Annotated in this window: 22 protein-coding genes; 14 read left to right on the top strand and 8 right to left on the bottom strand. The window is 60.1% G+C overall.

From position 1 onward, the window contains the following. Positions 1–158: 158 nt before the first annotated feature. Complete coding sequence (gene pcaR, locus OKW98_RS07180) at positions 159–1,001, bottom strand: pca regulon transcriptional regulator PcaR (protein ID WP_265388552.1); 843 nt, start codon at positions 999–1,001, stop codon at positions 159–161. A gap of 574 nt (positions 1,002–1,575) precedes the next feature. Here pcaR and OKW98_RS07175 point away from each other — a divergent pair. The 3 genes from OKW98_RS07175 to OKW98_RS07165 all read left to right on the top strand — a co-directional run bounded on the left by OKW98_RS07175 (position 1,576) and on the right by OKW98_RS07165 (position 3,734). Continuing rightward, entirely contained in the window at positions 1,576–1,818 is a 243-nt protein-coding gene (locus OKW98_RS07175; protein ID WP_265388551.1) for a hypothetical protein, read from the top strand. Between the two features lies 1 nt (position 1,819). Beyond that, positions 1,820–2,017 (top strand): hypothetical protein, encoded by a 198-nt coding sequence (locus tag OKW98_RS07170; RefSeq protein ID WP_265388550.1) that lies wholly within the window; start codon positions 1,820–1,822, stop codon positions 2,015–2,017. 244 nt (positions 2,018–2,261) lie between these two features. Continuing rightward, positions 2,262–3,734: an inorganic phosphate transporter gene (locus OKW98_RS07165; RefSeq protein WP_265388549.1), complete on the top strand. Its 1,473-nt coding sequence runs from the start codon at positions 2,262–2,264 to the stop codon at positions 3,732–3,734. Between the two features lie 180 nt (positions 3,735–3,914). Here OKW98_RS07165 and OKW98_RS07160 read toward each other — a convergent pair whose 3' ends face one another. After that, positions 3,915–5,405, bottom strand: coding sequence for a helicase HerA-like domain-containing protein (locus OKW98_RS07160; RefSeq protein ID WP_265388548.1), 1,491 nt, complete (start codon positions 5,403–5,405; stop codon positions 3,915–3,917). 212 nt (positions 5,406–5,617) lie between these two features. Here OKW98_RS07160 and OKW98_RS07155 point away from each other — a divergent pair, with 212 nt between their 5' ends. From OKW98_RS07155 to OKW98_RS07145, 3 genes are read left to right on the top strand one after another with little or no spacing between them, the layout of a single operon-like run. Further along, positions 5,618–6,730 carry a glycosyltransferase family 4 protein gene (locus tag OKW98_RS07155; RefSeq protein ID WP_265388547.1) on the top strand — a complete coding sequence of 371 codons (1,113 nt, stop codon included), beginning with the start codon at positions 5,618–5,620 and terminating at the stop codon, positions 6,728–6,730. Then, positions 6,723–7,502 (top strand): polysaccharide deacetylase family protein, encoded by a 780-nt coding sequence (locus OKW98_RS07150; protein ID WP_265388546.1) that lies wholly within the window; start codon positions 6,723–6,725, stop codon positions 7,500–7,502. The genes OKW98_RS07155 and OKW98_RS07150 overlap by 8 nt, the downstream gene beginning before the upstream one ends. Then, positions 7,499–8,494, top strand: a complete 996-nt coding sequence (locus tag OKW98_RS07145) for a lysylphosphatidylglycerol synthase transmembrane domain-containing protein (RefSeq protein WP_265388545.1) — start codon at positions 7,499–7,501, stop codon at positions 8,492–8,494. The genes OKW98_RS07150 and OKW98_RS07145 overlap by 4 nt, the downstream gene beginning before the upstream one ends. Here the strand turns inward: OKW98_RS07145 and OKW98_RS07140 are convergent. Together OKW98_RS07140 and purU are read right to left on the bottom strand one after the other, a co-directional pair. Continuing rightward, on the bottom strand, positions 8,471–8,659 hold the full coding sequence (locus tag OKW98_RS07140; RefSeq protein ID WP_265388544.1) for a hypothetical protein: 189 nt from the start codon (positions 8,657–8,659) through the stop codon (positions 8,471–8,473). The genes OKW98_RS07145 and OKW98_RS07140 overlap by 24 nt on opposite strands. 93 nt (positions 8,660–8,752) lie before the next feature. Next, the gene (purU, locus tag OKW98_RS07135) at positions 8,753–9,604 is read right to left on the bottom strand and encodes a formyltetrahydrofolate deformylase (protein ID WP_265388543.1); all 852 of its coding nucleotides are present in this window, start codon (positions 9,602–9,604) and stop codon (positions 8,753–8,755) included. Positions 9,605–9,949: 345 nt separating this feature from the next. Here purU and mvaT point away from each other — a divergent pair, with 345 nt between their 5' ends. Next, on the top strand, positions 9,950–10,327 hold the full coding sequence (mvaT, locus tag OKW98_RS07130; RefSeq protein WP_065992265.1) for a histone-like nucleoid-structuring protein MvaT: 378 nt from the start codon (positions 9,950–9,952) through the stop codon (positions 10,325–10,327). 98 nt (positions 10,328–10,425) lie between these two features. Here the strand turns inward: mvaT and sbcB are convergent, their stop codons facing one another. Beyond that, complete coding sequence (gene sbcB, locus OKW98_RS07125) at positions 10,426–11,856, bottom strand: exodeoxyribonuclease I (RefSeq protein WP_265388542.1); 1,431 nt, start codon at positions 11,854–11,856, stop codon at positions 10,426–10,428. Between the two features lie 235 nt (positions 11,857–12,091). On the opposite strand from sbcB, the gene OKW98_RS07120 reads away from it, so the two are divergent. From OKW98_RS07120 to OKW98_RS07105, 4 genes are read left to right on the top strand one after another with little or no spacing between them, the layout of a single operon-like run. Further along, on the top strand, positions 12,092–12,829 hold the full coding sequence (locus OKW98_RS07120) for an RDD family protein (protein WP_265388541.1): 738 nt from the start codon (positions 12,092–12,094) through the stop codon (positions 12,827–12,829). Continuing rightward, the gene (locus OKW98_RS07115; protein WP_265388540.1) at positions 12,826–13,806 is read left to right on the top strand and encodes a stage II sporulation protein M; all 981 of its coding nucleotides are present in this window, start codon (positions 12,826–12,828) and stop codon (positions 13,804–13,806) included. The genes OKW98_RS07120 and OKW98_RS07115 overlap by 4 nt, the downstream gene beginning before the upstream one ends. Next, positions 13,793–15,451, top strand: a complete 1,659-nt coding sequence (locus OKW98_RS07110) for a DUF4129 domain-containing protein (RefSeq protein WP_265388539.1) — start codon at positions 13,793–13,795, stop codon at positions 15,449–15,451. Before OKW98_RS07115 ends, OKW98_RS07110 begins: the two co-directional genes overlap by 14 nt. Beyond that, the gene (locus OKW98_RS07105) at positions 15,448–16,668 is read left to right on the top strand and encodes a DUF4350 domain-containing protein (RefSeq protein ID WP_265388538.1); all 1,221 of its coding nucleotides are present in this window, start codon (positions 15,448–15,450) and stop codon (positions 16,666–16,668) included. Before OKW98_RS07110 ends, OKW98_RS07105 begins: the two co-directional genes overlap by 4 nt. Before the next feature lie 50 nt (positions 16,669–16,718). Here the strand turns inward: OKW98_RS07105 and OKW98_RS07100 are convergent, their stop codons facing one another. Beyond that, on the bottom strand, positions 16,719–18,386 hold the full coding sequence (locus OKW98_RS07100) for a diguanylate cyclase domain-containing protein (protein WP_265388537.1): 1,668 nt from the start codon (positions 18,384–18,386) through the stop codon (positions 16,719–16,721). Positions 18,387–18,686: 300 nt separating this feature from the next. Between OKW98_RS07100 and OKW98_RS07095 the strand changes: the two genes are divergently transcribed. Further along, positions 18,687–19,763: an AAA family ATPase gene (locus OKW98_RS07095; protein ID WP_416148437.1), complete on the top strand. Its 1,077-nt coding sequence runs from the start codon at positions 18,687–18,689 to the stop codon at positions 19,761–19,763. Next, positions 19,760–21,115, top strand: a complete 1,356-nt coding sequence (locus tag OKW98_RS07090) for a DUF58 domain-containing protein (protein WP_265388535.1) — start codon at positions 19,760–19,762, stop codon at positions 21,113–21,115. Before OKW98_RS07095 ends, OKW98_RS07090 begins: the two co-directional genes overlap by 4 nt. An 11-nt stretch (positions 21,116–21,126) precedes the next feature. On the opposite strand, the gene OKW98_RS07085 is transcribed toward OKW98_RS07090, so the two are convergent. Continuing rightward, the gene (locus OKW98_RS07085) at positions 21,127–21,486 is read right to left on the bottom strand and encodes a PilZ domain-containing protein (RefSeq protein ID WP_265388534.1); all 360 of its coding nucleotides are present in this window, start codon (positions 21,484–21,486) and stop codon (positions 21,127–21,129) included. 314 nt (positions 21,487–21,800) lie between these two features. Then, on the bottom strand, positions 21,801–22,175 hold the full coding sequence (locus OKW98_RS07080; RefSeq protein WP_265388533.1) for a tetratricopeptide repeat protein: 375 nt from the start codon (positions 22,173–22,175) through the stop codon (positions 21,801–21,803). A gap of 179 nt (positions 22,176–22,354) precedes the next feature. Between OKW98_RS07080 and pyk the strand changes: the two genes are divergently transcribed. Beyond that, positions 22,355–23,806, top strand: coding sequence for a pyruvate kinase (gene pyk, locus OKW98_RS07075; protein ID WP_265388532.1), 1,452 nt, complete (start codon positions 22,355–22,357; stop codon positions 23,804–23,806). The last annotated feature ends 154 nt before the right edge of the window (positions 23,807–23,960 follow it).

Here is a 23,960-nt window from a genome sequence, read left to right as displayed (position 1 = left end):
GCTCCAGGTTCACACTCGGTTGCCATGCCGTTCAAGGTTTGGCGTTGCAAATGAGGTTATGCCTGGGCACGGGGCGGAACAATCCGATAATCGACTAAGTGTTCGATCACCGAACGGAGAGTGACGGGTGCTTATGCGTTCACCAGGCCGGCACCGGGTCAGGTAAACAGCTGAGTGCTGAGGTCCCGGCTGGCATCCAGCATGATCGGCAGAAACTTCTGCTCCAGTTCGTTTCGCGTTACCCGGCCGGCACTGGTGCTGACATTCAGCGCCGCGAGCACCTGACCCGAGGCGTCGTAGACCGGCACCGCAATGGAACGCAAACCCTGCTCAAGTTCCTGATCGACAATGCACCAGCCCTGTTGTCGCACTTGCTGCAGGCATTCGAGCAAGGCTTCGGGGGTGCGCAAGGTGCGGCTGGTTTTGGGCTGCAGATCAACGTGATCCAGATATTCTTTCAGCGACACGTCGTCCAGGGCCGCCAGGAGAATCCGCCCCATTGACGTACAGTACGCCGGCAAACGCCCACCCACGGCCAGATCCACGGAGATCAATCGCTGAGTCGTGGCGGAGCGGGCTATATAAAGAATGTCGTCGCCTTCCAGCGTCGCCATGTTGCAGGCCTCGTGCAACTGATCACTCATGCGATCCAGATACGGCTGCGAAGAGACCGCCAGGGGTGTGGACGACAAATAGGCATGGCCGAGCGTCAGCACTTTAGGCAACAGCGAGTACGTGCGGCCGTCCGTGGTGGCGTAACCCAGCTTGATCAGTGTGTGCAGGCAACGACGAACTGCTGCTCTGGGGATTTCCGTGCGATGGCTGATCTGCGCGATGGTCAGGTGTCGCTTGCGCTCTTGAAACGCATGAATGACGGCCAACCCTCGCGCCAGAGAGGTCATGAAGTCCGGATCACCGGTGAGCGCCTGAATCCTTTTAGCAGGGGACGCAACAATCGGCGGCGCAAGTGACGTGAAGGAATTACGCAATTGATCGTTCATGCTGGCACCGTTCGTCGTGGCCGCGAAAGCCTTGTAGAACGCCACTCTCGCCTGTTTTCAAACCCACGGCAAGCCAGCTTTGGGCGATTATCGAACGAGTGGGCGATAATCGCAATTGACCGGCCGTACGGTTGCTTATACCTTTCACATGCCATATGAGGCTTCTTTGGATTACTGGTCAGGTACCCACTGAGAAGTCCCAGGCACGGCCTTGCTAACCCAAGGCCGTTTTTGTCTCTGCCCTCCGCATTTATGTGTAAGCGAATAAATACACGTTAGCTATTCGCGCGTTCATAACCCGTGAATTTACGTCGCCAGAAAACTGCCTGTAGCGTTAAACATTTGACTCGCCAAGTTCCGTCATAAATCGGACTGTGCAACTTAGGAACGTTCGTACATAAAAAAGCTACAAATCCTCAGTTGTCAGACTGCGACAGTCCCGACAGTTGACTCGCCCGCACATCTTCGCGATAGTGGCCGTCATTGAAGCCCAATAACGCTATCGCGTGGTTTAATTCACCGCCCTATCCGGCATGGATCCAAACTCACGCAGGCATTGCTCGACTCGATCGCAATGCTCAGCGATGGCAGGCCAACACCTTGGTCATTTGTCATCCTGCAGGCAATCAATAAAGAATGTTGCTACGACAGTTTTGTCATTCTGGTGCACGTAGCCGCCGCGGGTGGAAGTGCGAATCATCTTGCGCAGCGCTCCTGCCAGATGGTTACTCCTGATCCGATACATGCGATCGTCAGGCCTGACACTTTCACATTCGGCGTCATCACCGGAATTAAACTCGACCTGATCAGGTATTAACGTGACCAAAGATGAACTGCGCGCAGAATTAGAGCGCCAGGAACACCGTTACAAGGAAGTGTATGGCGGCGAAGTGACAACATACGCCGCTCAGCCCGAGCCAGAGCGCAAGCCCTGGCGCAAACGTGCCAGCCTGCTCGACCAGGCTTTCAAGCAAGAGCTGCAAAAGATGGAAGAAGAACTCAAGGAAGAGCCTTGAGCCGCTCGCTTGCGTGTCGCTGACTCAAACAGCAGACGGCAAGCGTTTTAAGTGCTTCAAAGGCCAGGTTTACAGACTCGTTTATGGTTAAAGGGTGATTTGCACTCGACTTCAAGACAGGAAGTCAATGGGCAGGCGGGACAGAAATTTCGTTGCAGGCTGCTACCAATGAGCCGCGCGCCTATCGCGCAGTTTTTTTTCTGTCATAATCCCGCCCCCTTAAGACCGGGTCAGAAAACCTTCCATGATCGATCTATTCAGCGGACTGGATGCTTGGGTGATTGTGAGCCTGCTGCTCGCCCTGGCGTTTGTCCTCACCTTCGAGTTCATCAACGGCTTTCATGACACTGCCAACGCGGTGGCGACAGTCATTTACACCAAGGCCATGCCGCCCCATCTGGCGGTATTTTTCTCGGGTGTGTTCAATTTCCTCGGAGTGCTCCTGGGTGGCGTCGGCGTGGCGTATGCCATCGTCCATCTGCTGCCGGTCGAGTTGTTGATCAACGTCAACACCGGTCATGGTCTGGCCATGGTCTTCTCGCTGTTGGCTGCGGCCATCACCTGGAACCTCGGCACCTGGTACTTCGGTATCCCGGCGTCCAGCTCCCACACGTTGATTGGTTCGATTCTGGGTGTAGGCCTGGCCAATGCACTGATCAATAACATTCCGTTGGCCGAAGGCGTTAACTGGCAGAAAGCGATCGATATCGGCGCTTCGCTGGTGTTCTCGCCACTGGCCGGTTTCATCGTGGCAGGTCTGGTCCTGTTGGCGCTGAAAGCCTGGCGTCCCCTGTCCAAGATGCACAAGACCCCGGAACAGCGCCGCAAGCTCGATGACAAGAAACACCCGCCGTTCTGGAATCGTCTGGTGCTGGTGATCTCGGCGATGGCGGTGAGTTTTGTGCACGGCTCCAACGATGGTCAGAAAGGCATAGGCCTGATCATGCTGGTACTGATCGGTATCGTCCCCGCGCAGTTCGTGCTGGACCTGAGCACCACGACCTACCAGATCGAACGCACCCGCGACGCCACCCAGCACCTGAGCCAGTTTTATCAGCGCAACAACGCGACGCTGGGCGAGTACCTGGCACTGGGCAAATCGGCGGCAGGCGACTTGCCCGAGCGCTTCAGCTGCAACCCTGAGCAGACCGAGCCGACCATTGATGCTCTGTTGAACAACCTCAAGGGTGTCAACGACTACCACAGCCTCGCACCGGAGCGTCGCATCGAAGTGCGTCGCTACCTGCTGTGCCTGGACGACACGGCACGCAAAGTCGGCAAGCTGCCAGCCCTGGATGCCCGTGAAAAATCGGATCTGGATAAGCTGCGCAAGGACCTGACCGCGACCACTGAATACGCGCCGTTCTGGGTCATCTTCGCCGTTGCACTGGCGCTGGGTATTGGCACCATGGTCGGCTGGAAACGCGTCGTGCTGACCATCGGCGAGAAGATCGGGAAGCAAGGCATGACCTACGCTCAGGGCATGTCCGCGCAGATCACCACCGCGAGCGCCATTGCGCTGGCCAACGTGTTCAGCCTGCCGGTTTCGACGACTCACATCCTGTCGTCCGGCGTGGCCGGGACCATGGTGGCGAACAAGAGCGGCCTGCAGGGCGGCACGGTTCGCAACATTCTGCTGGCATGGGTGTTGACCCTGCCCGCAACGGTCGCGCTGTCAGCAGGATTGTTCTGGTTGGCGTCCAAAGCGCTGGCCTGACCTGACTGCACCGCCTGACCTGAAAAGCCCATTCCTTGAATGGGCTTTTTATTGCCCGACGAGGTCCATTGTAGGAGCGCGCTTGCCCGCGATTGCGGTATGCCTGTGATCCAGATGTCACCTGTCAGGATGCGTTCGCGGGCAAGCGCGCTCCTACGGATTAGAGATCAGTTGAATTCCCTAGCGGCGTTTTTTGCTACCGCCCAGCAATGAACCCATCAACCCCCGCACCAGTTCGCGACCGATCTGGGTAGCGGCCTGGCGCATCGCGCTCTTGACCGCCTGCCCCGCCAGCCCGCCCAGAAAACCACCGGCCATGTCGGCAAAGCCGCCTTCTGATTCCTTCTCAGCGGCAGGTTTTTCTGCGGGATCTACCGATGCGCCTTTGCGCGCCAGCAGCATTTCATAAGCCGATTCGCGATCCACGGGTTTGTCGTAGCGACCGGCCAGTGGTGACCGGGCGATCAGCGCGGCACGTTCAGCCTGGGTCAACGGCCCGATGCGCGATTGGGGCGGCGCGACCAATACGCGCTGGACGATTTCAGGCGTGCCCTTCTCCTGCAGCGTGCCCACCAGCGCCTCACCAATACCCAGCTCGGTGAGCACCGAGAGCGCATCGAACTCGGGGTTGGGGCGGAAACCATCCGCAACGGCCTTCAGCGATCGTTGCTCCTTGCTGGTGAACGCGCGCAAACCATGCTGAATGCGCAAACCGAGCTGCGCCAGAATGGTGTCCGGCAGATCCCCCGGCGACTGGGTGACAAAATACACACCAACGCCTTTCGAGCGAATCAGCCGCACCACTTGTTCCAGACGCTCCTGCAGCGCTTTCGGCGTATCGGCGAACAGCAAATGCGCTTCGTCGAAGAACAGCGCCAGCACGGGTTTATCGGCATCGCCGCGCTCAGGCAATTGCTCGAACAGCTCAGCCAGCAGCCACAGCAGGAAGGTGGCATAGACCTTCGGCGACTCGTGCACCAGCCGGCTGGCATCAAGCAAATGAATTTGCCCGCGGCCGTCGCTCGCGGGCTGCAAAATGTCTTCCAGTTGCAGCGCCGGCTCGCCGAACAAGGCCTCGGCGCCTTGCTGCTCTAGTACCGCCAGCCGACGCAGCAGCGCCTGACTCGAACCCGTGGTCATCAACGCGCGGTCGTCGCCGAGCACTTCGGGGTTGTCACGCAGATGATTGAGCAGCGCTTTTAGGTCCTTGATGTCCAGCAACAACAACCCTTCCCGATCCGCCACCTTGAACGCGGCGTAGAGCGCCGACTGCTGGCTGTCCGTCAATTCCAGCAAGCTTCCCAGCAACAGCGGCCCCATTTCAGACAAGGTCGTGCGCAACGGATGGCCCGCTTCACCGTGCACATCCCATAGTGTCACCGGATAGCCCTGAGGTTTATGGTGCAGCCAGGGCATGCCGGCGATGCGCTCGGCGATCTTGCCTTGAGGTTCACCCGCAGCACCGAGCCCACAGAGATCACCCTTGATGTCCGCCGCGAACACCGCCACGCCAGCATCGCTGAAGACCTCCGCCAGGCGCTGCAACGTGACGGTTTTTCCGGTGCCGGTCGCGCCGGCCACCAGCCCGTGACGGTTGGCCAGACGCATCGCCTGCCCGATCGGCTGGCCCTTTTGGTCAGCGCCAATAAGAATCTGTTGTGAGTCAGGCATCCGTTCACCCAAGCGTCGCATTTGATATTCCCGAGGGGACGGCGGCACGGCCCGAATGGACCGCCAATCCTGATCAGCCCTCAGGCCACCTCCCTACTCTAGCGCAAGCGGCGCAACGCTCACCCGTGCGCATGGGTGCGATGATCTGCAACAGAACATCTGTACCAGTGGATGGTCAACCGCAAGTACCGACCACCGGACGGAGCCTTACTGTGCATATCGCTGACATGACCATGTTCTACGCCCCTGCCAGCGGCGGCGTGCGCACGTACCTGGACGCCAAACACCGTCGCCTCGCGCTTTACCCGGGCGTGCGACACAGCCTGCTGATTCCCGGGCCGCAAAGCAGCCATGAGGACGGCGTGTACCGCGTGCCGGCACCGCCCGTGCCGTTTGGCAACGGCTATCGGTTTCCGCTGCGCGTCGGTCCCTGGCGAGATGCCCTGCGAAGTCTGCGGCCGGACCTCATTGAAGTCGGCGATCCTTACCTGACGGCTTGGGCCGCACTGGATGCGCGACGGCAACTGGACGTGCCGGTGATTGGCTTCTACCACTCCGACCTGCCGCTGCTGGTGCGCAACCGCATCGGCACCTGGCTGGGCGCCAACGTCGAGAATTACGTGAGCAAGCTCTACGGCAACTTTGACCGGGTGCTGGCGCCGAGCGCGGCGATGGCGGACAAGCTGATCCGGCTGGGCGTGAAGAACGTTCATGTGCAACAGTTGGGGGTTGATCTGCAGACGTTTCATCCTTCTCGTCGGGATCCTGGGCTTAAGGCCGAGCTGGGCCTGACAGATGAAACGTACCTGCTTGTCTTTGCGGGCCGAGGCTCGAAAGAGAAGAACCTGACCGTTCTGCTCGACTGCATGAAGGCGCTGGGCGCGGATTACCACCTGATGCTGGTGGGTTCTCATATGCCAACCGGCGTGCCGGCCAACGTGACGATTGTGGATAAATTCCGCCCTGCCGCCGAAGTCGCGCGCCTATTGGCGAGCGCTGATGCGCTGGTGCATGCCGGGGATCAGGAAACCTTCGGCCTGGTGGTGATCGAAGCCATGGCCAGCGGTATTCCGGTGGTCGCCGTGGATGCCGGCGCGTTCCGCGAAATCATCCCCGAGCACTGCGGCCTGCTGTGCGAGCCCAATGATCCGCTGGCCATGGCGGCAGCGGTGCGTCAGCTGTTTGCCGAGAATGCGGCACGCCGAGGTGCACATGGGCGGCGTCATGTCGAGGCGCAGTACGCGTGGGACACCGTGGTCGCCAGCTTGCTCGGCCATTACCAGGCGGTGCTCGGCGCCCACCAGCCGGTGTACGCCCATGGTTGAGATTGCCGCAATCACGCAGCGCAGCCTGATGCTGGTGCTCCACGACGTGGCACCACAGACCTGGCCGGATTATCGTCCGTTTGTACAAGCCGTCGATGCGCTGGGAAACGTCCCCATCACCTGGCTGGTGGTGCCAGACTTTCACAAGCATGACCCGATCGAGGCCAACCCGGATTTCCAGCAGTTGATGCACGACCGTCTGGCACGGGGCGATGAACTGGCGCTGCACGGTTATTACCATTGCGACGACAGCCCTGCCCCGCGCACGCCACAGGATTTTTTCATGCGGCGCATTTACACCTGGGAAGGCGAGTTCTACACCCTTGACGAGCAGCAGGCGATGCGGCGGCTCGAAGCCGGCATGGAGGTGTTCCGGCGCAACGGCTGGCCGCTTCACGGATTCGTCGCCCCGGCCTGGCTGATGAGTGAAGGCACGCGCAATGCTCTGCGAAAATTGCCATTGGACTACACAAGTGATGCCCAACACTTGTATCGTCTGCCGGACTTTTCCGAGATCGATGCACCCGGTATCGTCTGGAGCGCTCGCAGCGCCTGGCGCCGGGGGGTATCGAAAATCGTCAGCAACCACCGTGAGGCTCAATTGCACAACGCCGCAACTATTCGTCTGGGTCTGCACCCTGTAGACATGCGCCACGACTTTTCCCGTCGTTACTGGCTGCAAGCCCTTGAGCGCTTGCTGAACGACGGCCGTACGCCGACCAGCAAATTTGCCTGGCTACAGGGTCTGAATGCCGCCAGGTCCGCGGCGTGAGGCGACTTGGCTGGCTCGCAGCAGCACTGATACTCGCCCTGTTGATCCCGTTCTTCATGGGCGGCGCGGACATGTTCCATCGCCTGCGCAATTTCCCGGTAATGCTCCTGATCGGCATGTTCGTCATGGTGTTGGTGGGCTGGTGCATGAACACGATGCGCTTGCGCCTGTTGCTCGGCGAGGCCGCCAGCGGGCTCGGCATGCGCAAAAGCCTCGCTGTGGTGATGGCCACGGAGTTCGCCTACTGCGCGACGCCCGGGGGCAGCGGCGCCCCGTTGACGCTGGTGGCACTGCTCTCGCGCAGCGGCATCGGCCCGGCGAAAAGCACTGCGGCCTTCGCCACCGACCAGTTGATGGATCTGGTGTTTTTCCTGCTCGCACTGATCGGCATTCTGATTTACGCGGTGTTCCATCAACTCAGCGAAAACCTCGAGTGGATGCTCATTGCCAGCGCCCTGCTGATCGGCGCCGGGCTTTGCGCCTGCGCCGGGTTCGCGCGGTATCACCGACGCATCATTCTGTTCAACGGCCGGGTGCTCAAGCGCCTGAAGCGCAAGAACAGCACGCGTATTCGCTGGGCGCGCAAGCTGCTGCATTTTCGCGACGCGCTGGCTGAAACATGGAAGATGCCGCACCGCATTCTGCTGCAAGTGTTTGCGCTGACCTGTGTGCACTGGAGTTTGCGTTACAGCGTGCTGTACCTGGCGCTGCAAGGGTTGGGCGTGAATATCGACTGGGCGTGGACGTTCCTGGTGCAGATGCTGTCGCTGAGCGCCGGGCAGTTCAGCCTGTCGCCGGGCGGTGCCGGAGCGGCGGAGTTGACGTCGGCCGCTCTGTTGGCGCCGATGGTGGGCAAGTCGACGGCAGCGGCGGCGATCCTCATCTGGCGGATCGTCACCTATTACTTCTATCTGGTGGCGGGCGGTCCGGTGTTCCTGTTGATGGTCGGGCGCCCTCTGTTGAACAAGTTACTGCGGATCAAGACTGTCTGATTCGTCTTGCCGTTGGGCAGACGTCAGTTCCTTCCATAACGCTTCGGCCCCCTCGAAGTCCGTGCCGTCTTCCGGCGACATTGCATCAACGTCATAACGGCTCAGGCATCCCTCGCCAAGGGTCGGCGGGGCTTTGGATGTGGCTTTGTCGAGGGGGTCGGTCATGGTGATTGCGCCTGTCTTGCCGGAGAAGCTTCACTGTTCGCAGACAATCGTGTTGCGGTAAGCCGCTGAACTTCAGCGGCTCACCCAAACCGATTAATCAAATACAACAGTCTTGTTGTCATGCACCAGCACGCGGTCTTCCAGGTGAGCGCGCAGGCCGCGAGCGAGCACCATCTTTTCCACGTCGCGACCGAAACGCACCATGTTTTCGATGCTGTCGCGATGGCTGACGCGCACCACGTCCTGCTCGATGATCGGACCGGCGTCCAGTTCTTCAGTGACATAGTGGCAAGTTGCGCCGATGAGTTTCACGCCACGCAGCGAGGCTTGGTGATACGGCTTGGCGCCGACAAACGAAGGCAGGAAGCTGTGGTGAATGTTAATGACCTGGTGCGCGTACTCCCGGCACAGTTGCGGCGGGAGGATCTGCATGTAACGCGCCAGCACAACAACGTCGGCTTCGTGGTGTTTGACCAGACGCGAGACTTCGGCGAACGCAGGCTCTTTGTCTTGGGGATCAACCGGTACGTGGTAATAAGGAATGTTGTGCCACTCGACCATGCTGCGCAGGTCCTGGTGGTTGGATATCACGCAGGCGATTTCGCAGTCCAGTTCGTCGCTGTGCCAGCGGTGCAACAGGTCAGCCAGGCAATGGGACTCCCGGCTTGCCATGAGCACGACGCGCTTTTTCTGCGCGGAATCAGTAATGCGCCAGTCCATCGAAAACTCTTCGGCGATGGGCGCAAAGGCTTCACGGAAACCTTCGAGGTCGAAAGGCAGGGTGTCCGCGCGCATTTCATGACGCATGAAAAACCAGCCGCTGAGATTGTCAGAGTGATGGCTCGCTTCGGTAATCCAGCCGCTGTACGACGCCAGAAAGTTACTGACCTTGGCAACGATACCGACACGGTCCGGGCAAGCAATCACCAGACGAAAAGTGCGCATGTGAAAAACTCCAGAACTTCGCAAAGGCCGCCATTCTAGCGATTACCTGAGGACTGTGCAGTACCCGTATGCTGCTCATTTCAGGCGGCAAAAAAGCGCACCCGGCGGGATTAATGCGCAAGTGCCGGATCGGGTCATCGGCGACGGAAACTCGACGCCAGACACTTCACTAAAAACGGCACGGTGATTGGCGTTCTATAACGCAACATGTGTATCTAAATCGAGGGTATGTCTGCGGCTATTTCAAAATGCTACGGATAAAACTTTTCTTAAATGTTTACTTGCGCAAATACTCTGATTATTATGCGCCATCGCATCATGTCCATCACAACATAGGTAACCCCCATGTCACTGATCAACGAATACCGCGCAACAGAAGAAGCTATCAAAGAACTGCAAGCCCGCCTGCAAAACCTGCAACAAGACGACAAACTGCAGAAAGAACTTGAGTTCGAAGGCAAACTGCGCACGTTGATGGGCGAATATCAAAAGTCCCTGCGCGACATCATCGCGCTGTTGGATCCAGAGTCCAAAATGAAGGCGCCACGTGGCGCTGCTGTAAAGCCGGTCGGCACCAAGCGCGCTCGCAAGGTCAAGCAATACAAGAACCCGCACAACGGTGAAATCATCGAAACCAAAGGCGGCAATCACAAGACGCTGAAAGAGTGGAAAGCCAAGTGGGGCGGCGACGAGGTTGAAGGCTGGGCAACTCTGCTGGGTTAATTCCCGGGTTTAGAGTCAGCCGTCGTGCAGAGATGTTCGACCCAAAAAGACGCCAGCTTACGCTGGCGTTTTTTATTGGCCGACAATTGCCCCGCGGCTTAAAGCCCCAGGCGCTGTTTCAACACCAGCGAGTATTCCTGCCACTGGGCGAGCACCTTGAGTTGCTCGGGTGTGGCGTTCAGCGAGCGTTCGACCAGCGCACGGCTGAACGCCTTGAGCGTATTGGGCGCGCCGGCCTGAGGATCGCTCAGGCGCAACTGACAAAACGCCAACCAGCGCTGTTGCTCTGCAACACTCAGGGTTTCGGCAAAGTTGCGGGCGCGGTACCGGAATAACAACTCAGGCAGCCGGGGATCATCGAACGGCCAGACATCGGTAGCCAGTTGCTGCGGCTCTGCAATTCGCACCTGCTCGCAGAGACGACGGTCCCGATCATTGATGAAGCCATCGTATAACTGCTGCTCCGGATCCTCACTGGTGGCGAAGTTGTCGTTGGCGTACACGCTTTTCAACTTGTCCTGCCAGTTCGTCTGCCCTTCGTTCAATGCGGCGACGCGCATTTTATAAACACTCATGTCCAGTTGCAGACGCTGGCGGTCCTCCTCCCGGAGCACACTCAGCGGGGCAATGACCGGGCATTTATTAACATGCAGCAATTTGAGCGGGACCGGTAACTGGCCTTCGAGCAGATCTTCGCGACGGGTATATAGACGCTGACGCAAGGTCTCGCCGTCTTCGTCCAGCAACGGGCTGTGGTCATGGAACAGGTCACAGACAATCAATGCGTTCCGGTTGACCGGATGCCAGGCCAGCGGGAGTACGACGCTCACGTAACTTCGGGCCGCGGAGAACCGACCCGATATATGCACAAGCGGCTGCATCAATCGAATCTGATCCTGCACCTTGTGCTTGAAGCGCAATTCAAAAAGGTAATCGTAAAGTTTGGGTTGCTTATCGCGGACCAGACGCGCCAGCGCGATGGTTGCGCGGACATCGGAGAGCGCGTCGTGGGCATGGCCATGATCAATGCCGTTGGCCGCCGTCAGCCGCTCGAGCTTCAGCGTGACCCGTCCCTCTTCTTCCGGCCAGACAATGCCCTCCGGACGCAACGCATAAGCCGTGCGCACCACGTCGATCAGATCCCAGCGGCTGTTACCGCCCTGCCATTCGCGGGCGTAGGGATCGAAGAAGTTTCGGTAAAAACTGTAGCGGGTCATCTCATCGTCGAAACGCAACGTGTTGTAACCCGCGCTGCAGGTGCCGGCGAGAGACATCTGCGCGTGCAATCGCGTCATGAAATCTGCTTCACACAGCCCCTTTTCCGCGAGCCGGTCAGGCGTGATGCCTGTTACCAGACACGCCGCCGGATGGGGCAGGATGTCATCGCCGGGCTGGCAATAGAGGTTGATCGGTTCGCCGATCTCGTTGAGCTGATCGTCCGTACGAATGCCCGCCACTTGCAGCGGGCGGTCGTTGCGTGGATTGATCCCGGTGGTTTCGTAGTCGTACCAGAAGATGCTGGAAGTCACGGGCTGATCCTGAACAAAAGACCGGGCGAGTTTAACAGATGCCCTTGCGCGTCTGATGCCAGCGAATACACCCTACGACCCGGGATACTGCGACACAGTTTGTGCGAAAGTGTCGGCCGTCGATGGGCAGCAAGTTGTAACAGGACCCTTCCCACATAGTGTCCAGAATCATCCTGTTGCTTAGCGACTCAGGCGTGGCTAGCATCAAACCTCTTTCACCGGCGTACCTTTCCTTATGTCCCTTTCCCATGCAGAGCCAGGATGTGCTGCACCGCTTGCCCTGCTGGACACTCGTGTGCGCATGGAAACGCCCGAAGGTATAGACCTCATCCTGCGCCCCGCCGGCTTACTGTCCCGTTCAATTGCTTTCGGCATCGACCTGATGATTCGTGGCGTATTGCTGGGTGCGCTGTTTTTTGTGCTGGGCACACTGGGCGACTTCGGCACCGGGTTGTTCATGCTCGCGCTGTTTATCGGGACCTGGGGCTATATGGTGCTCTTCGAGGTGCTGCACCAAGGACGCACGCCGGGGAAACAGATCATGGGGCTGCGGGTCATTCACGATGACGGCACGCCGATTGGCTGGTCGGCCTCAGTGCTGCGCAACCTGCTGCGCTTTGTCGACATGTTGCCGTTCGGCTACTGCGTTGGCGCGTTTACCTGTTTGCAGCACCCGCTGTTCAAGCGGCTTGGGGATCTCGCCGCCGGCACGCTGGTCATCTATCGGGATCTTCCCCCGCAGCGGCCGCCACTGGCTGAAGCCACCGCGATCAATCCGCCGCTGCCCCTCTTGCTGGAGGAGCAGCGCGCCATACAGGCCTTTGCCGAGCGGCAAAACACACTTTCTCCGGCGAGGGCTCAGGAACTCGCCGCCATCGTCACGCAGCCCTTGCAGTTGTCTGCATCGCCAGACCCGCACTCTCCGGTCCGGCAATTGAATGGCATAGCCCGCAGCCTGGCCGGTTCGTCATGAAGCAGAGCCTGTTCGAACAACGTCATGCAGAAGACTGGCAGCGTTTTGCAACGCGTCTTGAGGCGCTGGAAGGGAACCGCGGTAAAAGCGAATCCTGCGCGGGCTTCAGCCGCGAATACCGTCAGATCTGCCAACACCTTGCGCTGGCGATTGACCGTGGGTACGCCAGTCATCTGGTCGAGCAACTGCAACAGCTTGCGATGCGCGGCCACCAGCAGTTGTATCGCCACCGAAGCCAGTTCACTGCACAATTGTTGAGCTTTGTGCTGGCAGACTTTCCACGGCTGGTGCGTGCTGAATGGCGATGGGTCGCCCTCGCCGGCCTGCTGTTTTTTGGCAGCCTGACGCTCATGGCGCTGCTGGTCTACGGCTATCCGGACTTGGTGTACAGCGTCGTCAGCCCCGCCGATGTCGCCGACATGCACGCGATGTACGAGCCCGCCGCACGGCGCATCGGGCAGACGACCGAGCGCGCATCGAGCACTGACTGGCTGATGTTCGGCTACTACGTCATGCACAACGTCGGCATTGCTTTCCAGACCTTCGCCAGCGGCCTGTTCTTCGGTGTCGGCAGTCTGTTTTTTCTGTTCTTCAACGGGCTGATGATTGGCGCGGTTGCGGGCCATCTCACTGACGCAGGCATGGGCGCAACCTTCTGGCCGTTCGTGGTCGGGCACAGCGCCTTCGAGCTGACCGGCATCATGCTGGCGGGTGCGGCGGGGCTGAAGCTCGGTTGGGCGCTGGTTGCTCCCGGTAGACTGCGTCGAGGCGAAGCGCTTCGCCGCGCTGCACAGATCAGCGTGCGACTGATTGCCGGGGTCATGATCTTCCTGCTCATGGCTGCATTCATTGAAGCGTACTGGTCTTCGATGAGCTGGCCGCCAGCCACGGCCAAATATGGGGTCGGCGCTTCGTTGTGGCTGCTGGTCGGCGCCTACCTCACTCTTGCCGGACGCACGCCCCATGCGCCTGACTGACGCCAGCGTTGTCATACGCCCACGTACGAACTGGGAGGCCATCGACCTGGGCGTTCTCCTGGCGCAACGGCACCGCGCCTTGCTGATGACCAGTTGGGCGATCGTCACCTTGCCTATCTTCGCGCTCTTGACCCTGCTGCTGTGGGATTACCCGTCAGTGGCAGTGCTTGTGTTCTGGTGGCTGAAGCCAGCCTACGAACGGCTGCCGCTGCTGATTCTGTCCCAGGCGCTGTTCGGCCCGGCACCTTCGCTCAGGCAGGCACTGAAAAGCCTTCCGTCCGCACTCAAACCGCAGCTGATAGCGACCCTGACCTGGCGGCGTCTGAGTCTTAGCCGCAGCTTCTACCAGCCGGTGCAGCAATTAGAGGGGCTAGACGGGCTGCCTCGCGCGCAACGGATCGCCGTGCTTGGCCAGAAGGATTCCCGGGCGGCGCGTCTGCTGACCGCGCTGGGCAGCACCCTTGAAATGACCTTCTGGATCGGCCTGATGGTGCTGTTCTACGCCATGATTCCGCCGCAGATCGAAGCCGACTGGTCATGGCGCAGCCTGCTGGACATCGAGGGTGAGTGGAACTGGCTGGAGCATCTGACCAACGGGTTTTATGCCCTGGTGCTGATCGTGTGGGGGCCAGTGTATGTGTCGTGCGGGTTTGCGCTGTACCTCAATCGCCGAACCGCATTGGAGGCGTGGGACATCGAACTGGGTTTGCGCAAGCTGCGTCAGCGTGTGCTGGGCAGCGCACTGGCGTTGTTACTGGGGGGCGTCTTGGCGCTGGCGTTTCTGCCGTCTTCAGCCATGGCAGAGTCGACCGCAAACCAGTCGATGACAGATCAGTCGATGGCGGACGAAATCCCCAGCGAGTCGGGCAACAGCTGCCCGCTGCCGCCGCTGGACAACCCGCAGACTGACGAAGACGTTGCACCGCCCGACTCACCACGCCTGCTTAACCAGCCGCTGACCAGCCAGGCGTCGCAGAGCGCCATCGATGCCGTGCTTGAACAACCGCCGTTCAAAAATCCCAAACCAGTGTCCGGGTGGCGCATCGCCCAGCCCACTTACGATGCCAAGCATGACGCCAAGCATGATGCCAAGTCAGCCGAGACACCGAACTGGCTGGCGCAGCTGGTGGTCGGCGCGCTCAACGTGGGCAAGACCCTGTCGACGCTATTTGGCGCGTTGCTATGGACGCTGCTCGGCCTCACGGTTGGGTGGGTGATCTGGCGTTATCGGGCCTGGTTCGCCACCTTCGTAAGTAAAAGCCCACCCAAGGCACCTGCACCACAAGACATGCCTCACCAACTCTTTGGCTTACAAGTCCGCGCTGAAAGCCTGCCGGCGGATGTCGCCGATGCTGCGGAGAGGCTGTGGCAGCAGTCACCGCGCGAGGCATTGAGTCTGCTTTACCGCGCACTGCTGAGCCGCCTGTTGACCGATTACCACTTGCCGCTGAAAAGCGCAGACACCGAGGGCCAGATACTGGCGCGTATCGCCGAGCTCAAGCAGTCATCCCTCGATGACTTCAGCCATGAGCTGACGCGCCACTGGCAGAACCTCGCCTACGGTCACCAAGTGCCGCCGGATCAGGCGCGACAGACGCTGTGTTCAGGCTGGCGTAAGTTGTTCGCGCCGGGGGCAGGCGCATGAGCCGGCGGTGGATCATCGGGCTGGTCGCCGCGCTGATGCTGGTGAGCATCGTCATCGCCAGTGTGCCCGTGCTGAAGCGGCTCGAGCGTTATCAGGAAACTGTCGACCAGGGCCCTTCGCCTGAAGCGCTGGCCAACCCTTACCTCGCCGCTCAGACCTTCCTGCGTCAGCGAAACATTCAGGTGAAGACGGTTGAAACGCTCGCCACTCTCCCTGACATCCAAGACCAGCCGCAAACGCTCATGCTGCTGGATTTCCGCGAGAAGATGACGCCGTCCGAGGTAAAGCGCTTGCTGGCCTGGACCCGCTCAGGTGGCCGGCTTCTGTTTGTTGCCGAACAGTTGTGGGACCCAACCAAGGGAAGCAGCGGCGACCTGTTGCTGGATCAATTGCAGATTCATCAATTCCTCACCCAGGATCTGCAAGAGCAGGACCGCGAACGGCAACGCGAACAGCTCAAGCCGGTCATCCCGCTGAGCACGCCGGACATTCAAGGCCCAGAAACGCCATGGCCAGAATTGACCCGGATGTTCGTGCAAAACGAAAACGACCCCGCCTACATGAGCTTCGACCCCGCCTTCCACCTGGATGACCCCGAGGACCATGCACAGTCATGGGCCAACAGCGCTGACGCCACGCACTTGCTGCAAATGGTGTACGGCTCTGGATTGATCACCGTCGTCACCGACGCCGACCTCTGGAAAACCCACGCCATCGGCGAATACGATAATGCCTGGCTGCTCTGGTACCTGAGCCAGGACAGCACCGTGACGATGGTGCTGCGCACTGAACACGACAACCTGTTCGGGCTGCTCTGGAAATACTTCCCACAGGCCCTGCTCGCCCTGGCGCTGTGCCTGATCGCGACGCTGTGGCATGCAGGCATTCGCCATGGCCCGATGCTGCCAATCCTGTCGCGCGGCCGCCGTCAGCTCAGCGAACACCTGCGCGCAAGCGCCGACTTCATGCTCCGCCGCGAGGGTCAGCACGCCGCGTTGCGCGCCTTGCAGCAGGACATACTGCGCCGCGCCCGGCAACGGCATCCCGGTTTTGAAACCCTCGCCGTTACCGAGCAGTGGCAAACGCTGGCACGCATGACGCGTCAGTCCACCAGCAACATCGGCCAGGCGCTGCGACCCCGGCCGGAGCAGCGCCTGTCCAGCAGCGAATTCACCCGTCAGGTTGCCTACCTGCAAACCCTGAGAAATGCCTTATGAGCGGGCGCCTGGGACATCAACTCCAACACCATCGGCCCACGAATCCATCTTCAGGAAAGGCCATCTAAGCGTTTTACGCATCGGAAATCAGAAAGGCCGGTGATATCGTAAAACTGCGCCTGAGCTTTTCCTGCACGTTTGGCCCGATAGAGCGCCTCATCCGACTGCGCCAGAACGTCGGCAAAAGCACCGCCGGTCCAGATCGCCCCGCCCACGCTGCAACTGACGTTAATGACCTCGCCAGTGAGCGTCATCGGTTCCTCAAGTTTCGCTATCACCCGCTGAGCGGCGCGCTGAACGCTGGATAAGGACTCACCTGGGCGCAAGGCCAGGAGAAGCACGAATTCGTCGCCACCGTGACGCACGGCAATGTCCCCATCACGTACCGTGGCCAAAAGCCTCATCCCGACTTGCTGAAGCAGCGCATCACCCATGGCATGCCCGAAACGGTCGTTGACGGACTTGAATCCGTCCAGGTCCAGACACAGAACGCCGTAGCTAAGTCCGTCCCTCCATTCGCTGCGCACCGCCTCGACATATTTTTCCAGCGCCGCTCGGTTAGGCAGGCCGGTCACCCCATCTCGGTAGGCAATGCCTTCAACCATCGCCAACTGGCTTCTCTTCGACGTCAGACTGTCGACGAGGTGGCGGATCGCGACACTCAGTGTCTCTACTTCCCGCGAACCGTGGAGTAACGGAATACGCACATTGGCGCCCTCAGAAAGGCGAGCAGCGGCGTCGGCAATTTTGTTGACCGGCTTGGTGATCATGCCTGCTGCAAACCAGCCGATGACCGCAAAAGCGATGGAGAGGGCACTGCCCCAGGCAAAGATTTCACTGCGAACCTTCAGGGCTTCGGCAAACGCAACGGACACCGGTTGCCTGGCAATGACAGTCCAGCCCAGGCCGGGATAATCGCCAATTCCCACACTTTTGGCGGCGCCGGTCAGGTATTGGATACCGTCCGGCCAGGTTTCAACCGAGCCGCTTTTGCTGACCACCCGTGGGAGCTGGAGGCCAAGGGGTTTGCCAATCAGTTGCTTGGGCCCGAGCAACACTGTTCCGTCCTCGCCAATGACCAGGAACTCCAGACTCGGCAAGCGTTGCTGCAAAGGCTCCAGTAGCGTTCTCCCCACTTCATAGGCCCAATTCCAGGACAGGTGCGTGGCGAGAACACCTGCAAGCCGTCCGGTCTCATCCCGCACCGGCATACTGATGTCGACAAACTTCATGGCTTCCCCGGAGGGATTGGGAAGGAGTTTTGCGAGCATTACCGCATCATGAACATCGCCGACAAAGGTCTTTTCGAGACCATTGGCGAAAACGGGTCGCTTCGAAATGTTAACGCCCTCCAGCACGCTGTCGGTAGACGCGACCACCGTGCCGTGCGCATCGGTAAGACCGATCCAGGAATAACTGGGAAAGTTGTCGCTGAGGCTATTCAAAAGCTTGCGCGCCTGGCCGGCGCGTGCAGGGTCACGAAGCGCTTCCAGGTCACTGAGCACTGCAAGCTCTTTGGCACGGGCGCTCATGTCGTAGTCGAGACGATCTACCATCAAATACGCTGACTCGGTGAGCTGCAACCCGGTCTGCTCCTTCAGACTGGAAATCGAGGATTCACCGATGACGGCGCCAAATATGCAGCTCAGGACAAGCACGAGGATGGCCACGACGATAGCGACCTGCGCCCGTAAACTATGGAGAGAAGCAAGAATCATCGCGTTTACACCGTACCGGAGATCGGAAGGGCCGCCGTCCTTAGGCAGTCTTCTACACAGTATCGGCTGCAAACCGGGCTTCTGGAGGGGTGGCGGTGGAGGCTGATCGGCACGCCCATCGGTCGCGCTTCTGCCTACACCGTGCAATCAGTAAATTCGCGGCGGGTTCGAGTGATGCCGCGTGGTATTTCGGATTGCGTTGATAAAGTGCGATTACACTCTCAAAACCCGCTGAATTAGGTAAGCACCTGATCAATGACAGATAAAACAGATTCAACCGTCGGCACGGTTCGGGAATCGCTGAGCGATCAACCGACCGAGCCAGGCCACGCGGCCAATCACCTTCCCATCCCTGAACCCGCAGCCGTGGACCACAAGCACAGCGAGCCGGCCACCGCTTCGGGCAGCCATCCGGCGCAGCAGCGCCAGCGTGCGATTCACCTGGCGCAGGCGGTGCGGCACGAGTTGCAAAAAGCGGTCATCGGCCAGGACGCCGTCATTGATGATGTCCTGACGGCGCTGATCGGCGGTGGCCATGTGTTGTTGGAAGGCGTGCCCGGGCTGGGCAAGACGCTGCTGGTGCGGGCGCTCGCCCGGTGTTTCGGCGGCGAGTTCGCGCGCATTCAGTTCACCCCCGACCTGATGCCCAGCGATGTCACCGGCCATGCCGTGTACGACATGCAGAGCGAACAGTTCAAGCTGCGCAAGGGGCCGCTGTTTACCCATCTGCTGCTCGCGGACGAGATCAACCGCGCACCGGCCAAGACTCAGGCCGCGCTGCTTGAGGCGATGCAGGAACGTCAGGTCACCCTGGAGGGCCGCGCGCTGCCCGTGCCGCAACCGTTCATGGTGCTCGCGACGCAGAACCCGATCGAGCAGGAAGGCACTTACCCACTGCCCGAAGCCGAGCTCGACCGCTTCATGCTCAAAGTGCGTATGGATTATCCCCAGGCTGATCAAGAGCTGGATATGGTCCGCCAGGTCACCCGTTCGACGCGCTCCGACATGCTCGACGTCCAGCCCCTGCGAACCTTGATGCAGGCAAAAGATGTGCTGGCGCTGCAACGCATCGCTGGCGATCTGCCGGTGGATGAACAGGTCCTTGATTACGCCGTGCGGCTGGCCCGCGCCACCCGCACCTGGCCGGGCCTGACACTCGGCGCAGGGCCGCGTGCGTCCATCGCACTGATTCGGGGAGCCCGTGCGCGGGCACTGTTGCGTGGCGGCGAGTTCGTGGTGCCCGACGACGTCAAAGGCTGTGCCCTGGCGGTGCTGTGTCATCGCGTGAGGCTTGCGCCGGAGCTGGACATCGAAGGGTTGTCGGTGGATCAAGTGCTCAAGCAATTGCTGGATCAGGTGGCAGCGCCGCGTCGATGAAGCAACTGCTCAAGCCGTCGACACGGATGCTCTGGTGGCTGGCCGTTCTGCTCGGCGTCTCGGTGCTGCTCGGTATTCTGCAGGCATTGGGACGAGGTCCCATTGCGCGGCTGGACGGCCTTTTCTGGACCCTGCTGTGGGGAATGGCTGCCCTTGCGGGGCTGGATGCGGCCTGGCTGTGGCGCCTGCCCTCCCCTCGAGTCAAGCGGCACTTGACCGGCAGTCTGGGAATGGGACGCTGGAGCGAGGTGCGGGTCGAGCTGGAACACGATTCACCCCGCGCGCTGCACATAACTCTTTTTGATCATGGCCCCTCAGAGCCGGACGCCCGCTATGAAACCGAAAGTCTGCCTCAGGACGTCGTGCTGCGCCCGCAACGCACGGCCCAGTTGACCTATCGACTGCGCCCGGCCAGTCGGGGGGATTTCACCTTCGAACGGACCGAGGTCCTCATGCGAAGCCCGTTGCGCCTGTGGTCATCCCGGCGCTATGTGCCCAACCATGACGTCGTGCGGGTGTACCCGGACTTCGCGCGTTTGCAGAACGGGCAACTGCTGGGCGTCGAGAACTGGCTCAGGCAGATCGGCATTCGCCAGCAACCGCGTCGGGGACTGGGCTTGGAATTTCATCAACTGCGTGAATTTCGTGAAGGCGACAGCCTGCGGCAGATCGACTGGAAGGCCACGGCCCGGCATCGTGCGCCCATTGCGCGGGAATATCAGGATGAGCGCGATCAGCAAATCCTGTTCATGCTCGACTGTGGCCGACGCATGCGCAGCCACGACGGGGAGCTGACCCACTTCGACCACGGGCTGAACGCTTGTCTGCTGCTGAGCTACGTGGCCTTGCGTCAGGGCGATGCGGTCGGTCTTTCCACCTTCGCGGGCGCACAGGACCGACATCTGCCGCCCGCCAAAGGCGCCAGCCAGCTGAACGTGCTGTTGAATCACCTCTACAACGTCCACGCGACCCAGCGCCCCGCCGATTACGCGGTGGCGATGCGAAACATCCTCGCGCGGCAGAAGCGCCGGGCGTTGGTGGTGTTGATCACCAACCTGCGGGACGAGGATGACGAGCAGTTACTGGAAGCGGTAAAACAGCTGAGTCGCCATCACCGGGTGCTGATTGCCAGCCTGCGGGAGGCCGTGCTGGACGATCTTCGTCAAACGCCGGTGCAGATCTGGCAACAGGCCGTTGACTATTGTGGAACGGTCGACCTGCTCAACGCACGCAGCGGACTGCACGAGCGTTTGATCGCCCATGGAATCCCTGTGCTGGATGTGCGCCCCAGGGAGTTGGGGCCAGAGCTGGTGAGCCGATACATGAGCTGGAAAAAAGCCGGCGCCCTGTAGGGCGACTGGCTTCAGGCGGACGCTTCCAGCGGATAGAAACTGAAGTAGTGCTGCAAGGCCTGAATGAGAACGAAGTATTCCGCAGGCGCCGCTTGCAGGCGGAAGCCGGAATCGAAGATGCGCGGGGTTTCGTCCTCATGACACCACAGACAGCTGGCGTCGATATCGATGTTGTAGAGGCCGTTCTTGCCGTCGGGCACTTTAAGGCGCAGCTGAAAATCGGCCCCCACCAGAATGGGCAGATCGCTGATCAGCATCAAGCCCTGCTCTGACACGTTCCCCAGGCAACCCAACGGTTTATCGGTGTACCGGTTGAACACTTGCAGGTAGTAAGGCAGTTGGTGACGTTCTATTCGTCTTTCATTAAGCATTCGGACACTCGCCCTGAGATGACCATTGAGCATGGCCGCGCTAGTGCTTTGGGATTCGGTTGCACGGAACTGCCAGACCCGTATTGCCAGAATCCATCAGTGGAAAAACCGATGACGACATCTGACTCATTCGGCACTGGCAAAAGTCACTGATCCACGTGGCCAGTCGGCGCTAATCACGCTTATCGCCCTGGCTTTCGGATCAGTGGCGCTGCCGCCTTCGTCAAAACACTTAGGTCCCTACTCATCCCAGCCTAGCTCAGGTTTGGGCGATATCCACTCGCGAACGTGACCGCATATCCACTCGGGTGTATCTAGCGTGAAGCAGCGCGCGGTGTGGCGGGCGGGGCCAGGTTGTCATGGCCCAGCTGATGCAGGGTGTCCAGGCGGGCCTTGGCACGGAACGCATACTCGCTTTCCGGGAACTGGATGATGATGTACTGGTAGGTCTGCACCGCATCCATGTAGAACTTCTGGCGCTCCAGGCACTGACCACGCAACATCGACACTTCGGGCTGCACGTAGCGACGCGAACGGCTCTCCCGATCGACTTTCGACAGGTTGTACATCACCGCGTCACAGTCGCCCTGGGCGTAGGCGCGGTTGGCATTGTTCAAATGGCTGTTCATTGCCCAGCGGGTGCAACCACCCAAGGCAAGCAGCGCTACTAATATCATCACGATTCGCATGAGAGTCTCCTGTGCTCAGCCCTTGTATCGGCGTATTCCGGGATTTCTTCAAGGCCGATTTGAGCCCCGCCGGCCTGCCGATTGCCCAGCGATATGGGGGTCAGGTAGTGCAAAGGAACAATGACTACAGAGCAATACAGTAGTAGCCTCTCGCTGCGCTTCATTTAAGGAGTTTGTGCATGACCGTTCGCCGCACCAAAATCGTAGCCACACTGGGCCCTGCCAGTAATTCGCCAGAAGTCATCGAGAAGCTGATTCTTGCTGGCCTGGACGTCGCCCGCCTGAACTTCTCCCACGGCACGCCCGACGAGCACAAGGCTCGCGCGAAGCTGATCCGCGACATCGCCGCCAAGAACGGCCGGTTCGTCGCGTTGCTGGGTGACCTTCAAGGCCCGAAAATCCGCATCGCCAAATTCGTCAACAAGAAGATCGAGCTGAAGGTAGGTGACAAGTTCATCTTCTCCACCAGCCATCCTCTGACCGACGGCAACCAGGACATCGTGGGTATCGATTACCCCGATCTGGTCAAGGACTGCGGCGTCGGCGACGAGCTGCTGCTGGACGATGGGCGTGTGGTCATGCGCGTCGACACGCAAACCGCCGATGCACTGCATTGCACCGTGACCATCGGCGGCCCGCTGTCGGATCACAAAGGCATAAACCGTCGCGGCGGCGGCCTCACAGCTCCGGCGCTGACCGAGAAAGACAAGCAGGACATCAAACTCGCTGCCGAAATGGACCTGGACTACCTGGCCGTCTCGTTCCCGCGTGATGCGGCCGACATGGAATACGCGCGCAAGCTGCGTGACGAGTCCGGCGGCACGGCCTGGCTGGTGGCGAAGATCGAACGCGCCGAAGCCGTCGCCAACGACGAAACCCTCGATGCGCTGATCCGCGCCAGTGACGCGGTCATGGTTGCCCGTGGCGACCTGGGCGTGGAAATCGGCGATGCCGAGCTGGTGGGCGTCCAGAAGAAAATCATCCTGCACGCACGTCGCCATAACAAGGCGGTGATCGTTGCTACGCAGATGATGGAATCGATGATTTCCAGCCCGATGCCAACCCGCGCTGAAGTGTCCGACGTGGCCAACGCCGTGCTCGACTACACCGACGCCGTGATGCTGTCCGCTGAAAGTGCCGCTGGCTCTTATCCTGTTGAAGCCGTTGAGGCGATGGCGCGCATCTGCGTCGGCGCTGAACGTCATCCGACCGGCAAGACCTCCAGCCACCGCGTCGGTCACTCCTTCACCCGTTGTGACGAAAGCATCGCGCTGGCCGCCATGTACACCGCCAACCACTTCCCTGGCGTGAAAGCGATCATCGCGCTGACCGAAAGCGGCTACACCCCGCTGATCATGTCGCGGATTCGTTCCTCGGTACCGATCTACGCGTTCTCCCCGCACCGCGGCACCCAGGCGCGCGCGGCGATGTTCCGTGGCGTTTACACCATTCCGTTCGACCCGGCGGCATTGCCGCCAGGTCAGGTCAGCCAGTCGGCTGTGGACGAACTGGTCAAGCGCGGTCTGGTTGAGCAAGGCGACTGGGTCATCCTGACCAAGGGCGACAGCTATCACACCATCGGCGGCACCAACGGCATGAAGATCCTGCACGTCGGCGACCCAATGGTTTAAGCGGCACCGCAACACCAAAAAGCCCCGCCTCGTGAGAGTGCGGGGCTTTTTTATTGCTGTCGTGATAGTCGCTCACTGATACGCCGGCGCGCTGTGAGCACTAGCAGAATTATTTTTTTTACTGCCAGCGTTCATGGGCATGAACAACGTCCCA

Origin of the sequence: Pseudomonas sp. KU26590 (assembly GCF_026153515.1) — a bacterium.
GTDB lineage: Bacteria > Pseudomonadota > Gammaproteobacteria > Pseudomonadales > Pseudomonadaceae > Aquipseudomonas.
Note: the sequence above shows the minus strand (reverse complement) of the source record. Positions and strands in the feature narration are given on the sequence as shown.

What these genes read in the sequence shown, in the direction of transcription:
- OKW98_RS07120 (WP_265388541.1), top strand. Translation starts at nt 12,092, where the DNA reads ATGTCCCTTTCCCATGCAGAGCCAGGATGTGCTGCACCGCTTGCCCTG.
- OKW98_RS07100 (WP_265388537.1), bottom strand. Translation starts at nt 18,386, where the DNA reads ATGATTCTTGCTTCTCTCCATAGTTTACGGGCGCAGGTCGCTATCGTC.
- OKW98_RS07085 (WP_265388534.1), bottom strand. Translation starts at nt 21,486, where the DNA reads ATGCTTAATGAAAGACGAATAGAACGTCACCAACTGCCTTACTACCTG.
- OKW98_RS07110 (WP_265388539.1), top strand. Translation starts at nt 13,793, where the DNA reads ATGCGCCTGACTGACGCCAGCGTTGTCATACGCCCACGTACGAACTGG.
- OKW98_RS07175 (WP_265388551.1), top strand. Translation starts at nt 1,576, where the DNA reads ATGCTCAGCGATGGCAGGCCAACACCTTGGTCATTTGTCATCCTGCAG.
- OKW98_RS07165 (WP_265388549.1), top strand. Translation starts at nt 2,262, where the DNA reads ATGATCGATCTATTCAGCGGACTGGATGCTTGGGTGATTGTGAGCCTG.
- mvaT (WP_065992265.1), top strand. Translation starts at nt 9,950, where the DNA reads ATGTCACTGATCAACGAATACCGCGCAACAGAAGAAGCTATCAAAGAA.
- OKW98_RS07115 (WP_265388540.1), top strand. Translation starts at nt 12,826, where the DNA reads ATGAAGCAGAGCCTGTTCGAACAACGTCATGCAGAAGACTGGCAGCGT.
- OKW98_RS07160 (WP_265388548.1), bottom strand. Translation starts at nt 5,405, where the DNA reads ATGCCTGACTCACAACAGATTCTTATTGGCGCTGACCAAAAGGGCCAG.
- OKW98_RS07150 (WP_265388546.1), top strand. Translation starts at nt 6,723, where the DNA reads ATGGTTGAGATTGCCGCAATCACGCAGCGCAGCCTGATGCTGGTGCTC.
- OKW98_RS07090 (WP_265388535.1), top strand. Translation starts at nt 19,760, where the DNA reads ATGAAGCAACTGCTCAAGCCGTCGACACGGATGCTCTGGTGGCTGGCC.
- OKW98_RS07080 (WP_265388533.1), bottom strand. Translation starts at nt 22,175, where the DNA reads ATGCGAATCGTGATGATATTAGTAGCGCTGCTTGCCTTGGGTGGTTGC.
- pcaR (WP_265388552.1), bottom strand. Translation starts at nt 1,001, where the DNA reads ATGAACGATCAATTGCGTAATTCCTTCACGTCACTTGCGCCGCCGATT.
- purU (WP_265388543.1), bottom strand. Translation starts at nt 9,604, where the DNA reads ATGCGCACTTTTCGTCTGGTGATTGCTTGCCCGGACCGTGTCGGTATC.
- OKW98_RS07140 (WP_265388544.1), bottom strand. Translation starts at nt 8,659, where the DNA reads ATGACCGACCCCCTCGACAAAGCCACATCCAAAGCCCCGCCGACCCTT.
- OKW98_RS07105 (WP_265388538.1), top strand. Translation starts at nt 15,448, where the DNA reads ATGAGCCGGCGGTGGATCATCGGGCTGGTCGCCGCGCTGATGCTGGTG.
- pyk (WP_265388532.1), top strand. Translation starts at nt 22,355, where the DNA reads ATGACCGTTCGCCGCACCAAAATCGTAGCCACACTGGGCCCTGCCAGT.